This is a genomic window from Dehalococcoidia bacterium (genome assembly GCA_028711995.1).
In the GTDB taxonomy this organism is placed as follows: domain Bacteria; phylum Chloroflexota; class Dehalococcoidia; order SZUA-161; family SpSt-899; genus JAQTRE01.
The window spans coordinates 1-6,011 of the sequence record JAQTRE010000165.1 but is presented as its reverse complement, the minus strand read 5'-3'; the positions used below and the strand labels follow the sequence as shown (position 1 = coordinate 6,011).

The window sequence follows — 6,011 nt, the reverse complement described above, 5'->3', positions numbered from 1 at the left end:
TCTAATACACTCCGCAGACGCTCCGTCGATAGCGTCACCGCCGTCTCAAGAAAGCTCTCTTTCAGTTTGCCTACCTTCTCACTTACCCTCGGCTTCTCCTCTAGTTGATAACTCATCGCTCCTCCTCGAAAGGTGCCTACTCAGGAACCTGTCTCATCGAATAGCAGATTCGCATCCCGGTATACCGGAGCCCTGCGCTCGATAAGAGCCATGGTGGCTTCATCATGGTCTCGCGACTTCATGATCATTGCATTACATGCTAACGCCAGCAATACCGCAGAATCCCGATCAGTACTAAGCCCGGCGTAGACGGTTTGTTTAATCAACCGTTGGGTTATCGGAGGGATAGTCATCAAGCTTTTGGCCAATTTTTTGGTCTCCTCCTCCAGTTTCTCCACTGGCACCAGCCTGTTGACCAGCCCGATCCGATATGCCTCCTCGGCGCTGACAAATTCACAGGCCATGATAATTTCCAGGGCCTTACCCAAGCCAACCATCCGGGGCAACACCCATGCCTCCTCCAGATCCGGCACGAAACCGATCCGCGGGTGACCTATCATAAACCGGGTGTTTAGAGCAGCAACCCGCATGTCACAGGCCAACGACATACCAAAACCACCGCCAACGGCATCTCCTTTCATCATGGCGATCGTTGGCTTTTGCACCTGACGTATAGCTGCTATGGCCTCATGACAAATGGTGAGAAGCTGCCCCGGAGGAAACCCCTCTTCATTGATGCGCACCCACATCTCCTCCACGTGTCTAGGCCCTATCTTGCCCGCTTTCAGTTCAGCGATCCTGAGATCGGCCCCGGCGCAAAAAGCGTCCCCAGCCCCAGTCACCACCATTACCCTCACATCACTATCCTTGCCCACATCAGCGACGGCTATCAGTATTTCCTGCAGCATCTTGTAATTTAGCGCATTCTTCTTCTGCGGCCGATTCAAGGTGAGTGTGGCAATTTGATTTTCCTTCTTCAGCATGATAAACTCGAAATCCACGGCTTTCCCCCCTAGTGAATTCGTCACTCCATTTTTGACTTAAGCTTTCGAGGTTTGTCCGGACTTGCCAACTTCCCTGGCCTGACTTTCCTGTTTGCGCTTTCTGGCATTAGCCAGACTCTCCACAAACGAATCAATCTGGGATTTCATGTTCGTTTCGGAAAAATTACGCTCGTCGATGATATCGCTTTCGATGAAAAGGGTAGGAAGATCGATGTATTCTTTGAGCGTGTCCTTGAAGTACAGCTGGCCTATAGTACAGGCCCGACAGGACATGGTACCGTGCATCACCAGCCCATCGACTTTGTAATCATTAATCTTGTCCAGAAGCCACTGCACCGAAACCTGCCTGCCGCTCAGAAACGTGCCTGCCTTTAGTCCACCCGCGGATACCCTAGGGTCTCTCGGGGGCGTCAGATACTCGGTCCGGTGGTGGATGCTGCTCCTAGCGATCCACTCCACTACATCACCCCTTGTTCCCGGAGGGTAAGGATCCCAGATGTTGTAGCATGTCTCGGCAACAAACACCGCGCCGAGGCTCTCAAAGTAATTGAATATCCCCAGATTATGCCAGGGCGGCAACCCTCCCGCCCAGAGCAGGCGGAACTCCTCGTTGGGAATGACGCCCACCTTCTCATCGACCCGTTGCTGAACCTCTGCATGAAGGTCCTTGTAGAACTCTAGTGTCTCCGGTTCGCCCAGCATGAAAAAGCCTGGGGCAAAACAAGCCAGATGATCCTGAGTCGGCATGGGACATGGAATGGCCCTCCTCAGCTTGTGGGTTTCATAATAATGCCAGATAGACTCGTGGGCAATGTCGACCACTTTGTTCAGCCGGTCATAGTCCATCTTCCTTCCTGTGACCTTCTCAACAAATGCGATGAAAGCCCTCAGTTCCTCGGTCTGGAACTCAATGTAAGAGGGAAGCACCTCCTCCAGATTGGATGCCAGCGGCGGCATCACCACATCGATAACATGCAGAGGCGCATCTTCATAACGCTTTTGAGCCTGAAACCACTTATAGCCGATATCACAAGAAGTGGTCCGACCCACAAGCATCGCCGGGTCGGGCATGCCTCCATCTGGAGTGCCGGGCGGTATTGCTCCCAACTGCCTTTTCATCCGCCCATAACCGATTCCGGTTCGCGCATAACCACAGATGACGTTAGAGAAACCATCAGACTCAGCGGCCTCCAGAAAGGGCTGCGCTCCCTTCTTGGCAGCACATACCCCGGCAAAGTTCTCGGGATAAACGCGCCCTATATCCATGGCCACCAGTATCTCATCAGCCATCGCACCTGCCATCACCCAGGCAACCGGATTTCCCCTTGCCGCGCTTTCAGCCGCTCGCGTATACATCTTCTTCAGATACTTGCTGTATGCTAGATTGGCGGTTCGAGTAGACTTGGTTGCTGTAGTTTTGGGCTTAGAGCCTTTTGGTTCATTTGGAACGTTTGCCATTGTCCTAATTACTCCCCCTGCTCATCTCGGTCATCTCCAAGAACGCCTGCACTCTGGTCTTTAGCTGTCCGCTGGCGGTCGAATCGTAGGCGTCTCCCAGATGCAACACAGGCAATCCGAGTTTTCCCTGCAAATAATCTCTTATATCCGGGGCATCACACTCCTTAAGATCGCAAAAGCGGACGATTGAAAGGATAGCCCCATCCACCCCAAAGTCCTTCGCAAGTTCTCCCAAGTAACGAAACCGCGCTTCTATATCATCCCGGTGAGATCCCTCGAAATCCCGATAGGTACGCGGGCATGGTATATCATCGAGATAGTGTTTGGCCAGACCATCCAACGGATCGGCGGTGATCTGGACATCGTGCCAGAAAGTTCTGCTGCCCGTGCAACTGTCGTCAATCACCACATGGCCGCCAGCGCTTTCCACCAGTTCCGTAAGGGTAGTATCATCCATCAGAGTGCCATAGACCAAAATTCGGGAACCCCCCGTTGGCCATTGCGGCTTCCGACCGACGACTTCAGCTATCACTTCCTCCAGCAGTTTGTTGTACTCCTGCACCGGCAGGGACATGCCAGCCAATGTAACCTCCACCGCTTCGGAACCTGAAAGAAGAGGCGGGTCATTTTTCCTCAGATCATACAGTCTACGAAGAAGCTTGCGATTCTCGTTGTGAAGCTGTATGGCCTTGACAAGATCCGCATCACTTATGGCCTTGCCGGTGTAGACCTCTAGACTCTTCTTAAAGAATCCCAGTTGCTTTTTGAAAAAGATAATTGATGCTGGCCTTACCACATGCGGCATGTCGATAAAGTGCGTGTATTTGTAATTATCGGATCGGTGGCAATAGTTCCAGACGTCGTACACCCGCTGTATACTGTCGCATGCATGGATGCCGACCATCCCATCCAGCAAATCATATTTGCCTTTCAAACTCAGGTCCAGACAGCTTCGGACAAAAGCACACATGCTGGTCTCAAGATATGCGTCAGCCCGGCTTATCGGTTCGTGTATATTCCCCAAAATCCGGTAAGGAACGATCCCAACAGCGGTGAAAAACTCCAAGGGTACAGAACAGCAGAAATAACCAATTATCTGCGTACCGCTTGCCTTTAGCTCTCGTGCTCTCAATTCTCGGTCGCTAGTGATTTGGCTAGCGTATGCCAATCCTTTTTGCATCTCTTTTACAGACAAATTTCCCCCTCATTCGGTTGCTAACTATGTTGAATGGGATGTTATCATATCCAGACGACAACCATGTGAACCATTTGTGGCACAGAGTTGTAATCCTGCCGTTCCACTCCGGAATGATCCTGCAACAGCCCAAACGTTTTAGGTCAGCAGAAATCCACCATCCACCACAACTACACTGCCAGTCATATAACTTGCAGCGCCGCTAGCCAGAAACAGCGCTGCGCCAGCGACGTCATCAGACTCTCCCCAGCGACCCAAAATCATCTTTGCTGCACCAGCCTTTTTGACCGTCTCGATATCCGCGCCAGCTCCCGCTGCAAAACCGGCCAAAACTTTATCGACTCCGGGGGTACTGATTCCGCCCGGCGCAATGGCATTGACCAGAATCTTCTCCGAAGCGAGCGCAAGTGCCAAGGACTTAGTGAGCATGACCACCCCGGCCTTGGAGATATCGTAGACTGCATTATTGGGCCGGGGCTGGAATCCCTCGACAGATGCCATATTGATGATCCTGCCCCCCCTTCCGGCTTTTATCATTTGCCTACCGGCAGCTTGAGAATAGAAGAACGTGCCTTTGAGATTGGTATCCAATATCTTGTCCCACCGCTCTTCCGTTGTCTGGAGGAACGGCGAATGCGACTCGACAATTCCGGCATTGTTGACCAGAATATCGAGGCGCCCAAAGGCGTCCAGAGCTGCCTTGACTGTTTTTCCCGCATCTTCCATTCTGCATGCATCCGCGCGGATGCAATCTGCTTTGCCGCCTCTGGACTTGATGGCTTCCGCTGTCTGTTTGGCGCCATCGGCATCGATGTCACTGACAATTACTCCAGCTCCGGCATCCGCCAGGCGAAATGCAATCGCCTGCCCGATCCCTCTGGCACCTCCTGTAACGATGGCACTCTTGCCACTTAGGTCAAATACTCCTGACACGCTCTGCTTCGTCATATACTAATTATCCCCCTTGTTCTTTTGGGCCTTCCCTACTGCAGGCCATTGATCTCACTGAAAAGTCTAAGGTGAGGCAAAAGCCTTCACAACCTCGATCTCTCTCAAGTCTTTATTGGAGTTCAGAGCAATAGGCCGAAAAATAGAACTGCACCATCTTTTCGACGTCTTTAACAATAATGCCGATCTGACTCACCGGCGGAAGATTCCCTTTGCCGGTGCTTTCACTGCTGTGCCTTCTCCGTCTTCCCAGGTGGACTGTGGCATCCCCCGCGAATATATCCGCCCATTCCTCCCAGTGCTTCTGACCGAGCAAGCGGAAATACACAGCCTTCAGTTTCTTGATCTCCTCCAGTTTCGACATTTGTCCACTCTTCTCGCATCAGGCGTTTGAGGCTTGAACCCATTCACTCCATTGATTCGACGTAGCAGACCCCTGAAAAAGGCATTACCTGCCTAGTCCGATAATCCAGACTAGTCGAGAACAATAGCACCCATATTCTATTCCCCTACGCCGAATGGGCTGGGTTGGTCTTCCGGCTTCGCAAAGGACCACCATTATCCATTGGTAGCGGGAAACAAGATATTGACATTGCAATACCCCACTGTTTCATTCAATGCCTATTTCTTGAGAATACCTTCCATTACTCTCGGCTGACACCACGGAACATAGTAATCTACATCAGATGGAAAATTATCCCCTGCGCCGTGCCAAGCGTACCCTGCTGACGTTGTCTGCAAAAGTGACTACAGCCGACATAAAGGACGCATCATCGGCAGAACAGAACCCGCGACAGACGGAATCAAAACTCCTCTGTAAAACTTCTGGACTGCTTGTGCATCCCCCGCAAATTCACTGGCACGGAGAGATGTCCACTAGCAAAGATGCTGTCAGCTCGATACTGCTCAGCAGAGAACGACCCCTACGGTAGCGTCACAGGACTATCCTTATATGTTCTCAGAATCGTTGTCGTACCATTATGGACCTGACCTATCAATATGCTTTCGTCGGATAGTCCGTGCTCGTTCCACGTCAGCATTCCAGCCGGTGAATCCCATTTGAGATTGCCCGACGTGGCTGCCTGTACTATTTTTGCCGGATCATCGCTGCCTGCCAACTGGATCGCACTTATGGCCCCCCAGAGAGTCTGGTAGAACGGCAGGACGTTGACGGGAGGTATAGCCCCCTCACTTTTCCCAAAGTCCGGATGGGCTGCCACGTACGCTTTCCAGCTATCTAGCCAATATGCTGTGCCTGAGTTCTGAACATCAGGATTCCAGTAGGAGCTGACAAATACACCCTCCGCACCAGCCGCTTGTACAACATCATTGCCACCCGACGACTGAGACACACCTAAGAACTTCATTTTGCCCCAACCGCCAAGTTCCTGCATCGATTTAAACAT

The 6,011-nt window shown here is 51.8% G+C and carries 6 protein-coding genes; all 6 read right to left on the bottom strand.

From position 1 onward, the window contains the following. Positions 1 to 140: 140 nt before the first annotated feature. Positions 141 to 1,001, bottom strand: a complete 861-nt coding sequence (locus tag PHV74_14580; GenBank protein ID MDD5095582.1) for an enoyl-CoA hydratase/isomerase family protein — start codon at positions 999 to 1,001, stop codon at positions 141 to 143. Between the two features lie 39 nt (positions 1,002 to 1,040). Continuing rightward, positions 1,041 to 2,462, bottom strand: coding sequence for a 2-hydroxyacyl-CoA dehydratase family protein (locus PHV74_14575; GenBank protein MDD5095581.1), 1,422 nt, complete (start codon positions 2,460 to 2,462; stop codon positions 1,041 to 1,043). 4 nt (positions 2,463 to 2,466) lie between these two features. Continuing rightward, positions 2,467 to 3,657, bottom strand: a complete 1,191-nt coding sequence (locus PHV74_14570; protein MDD5095580.1) for a 2-hydroxyacyl-CoA dehydratase family protein — start codon at positions 3,655 to 3,657, stop codon at positions 2,467 to 2,469. Between the two features lie 138 nt (positions 3,658 to 3,795). Next, positions 3,796 to 4,605 (bottom strand): SDR family oxidoreductase, encoded by an 810-nt coding sequence (locus PHV74_14565; protein ID MDD5095579.1) that lies wholly within the window; start codon positions 4,603 to 4,605, stop codon positions 3,796 to 3,798. Between the two features lie 112 nt (positions 4,606 to 4,717). Beyond that, the gene (locus PHV74_14560) at positions 4,718 to 4,969 is read right to left on the bottom strand and encodes a nuclear transport factor 2 family protein (GenBank protein MDD5095578.1); all 252 of its coding nucleotides are present in this window, start codon (positions 4,967 to 4,969) and stop codon (positions 4,718 to 4,720) included. Positions 4,970 to 5,528: 559 nt separating this feature from the next. Then, the coding region (locus tag PHV74_14555; protein MDD5095577.1) for a hypothetical protein at positions 5,529 to 6,011 on the bottom strand (483 nt) is incomplete at its 5' end.

Bases quoted from the DNA above. Each gene is read 5' to 3' on its own strand.
- PHV74_14575 (MDD5095581.1), bottom strand. From the start codon at position 2,462: ATGGCAAACGTTCCAAATGAACCAAAAGGCTCTAAGCCCAAAACTACA.
- PHV74_14565 (MDD5095579.1), bottom strand. From the start codon at position 4,605: ATGACGAAGCAGAGCGTGTCAGGAGTATTTGACCTAAGTGGCAAGAGT.
- PHV74_14560 (MDD5095578.1), bottom strand. From the start codon at position 4,969: ATGTCGAAACTGGAGGAGATCAAGAAACTGAAGGCTGTGTATTTCCGC.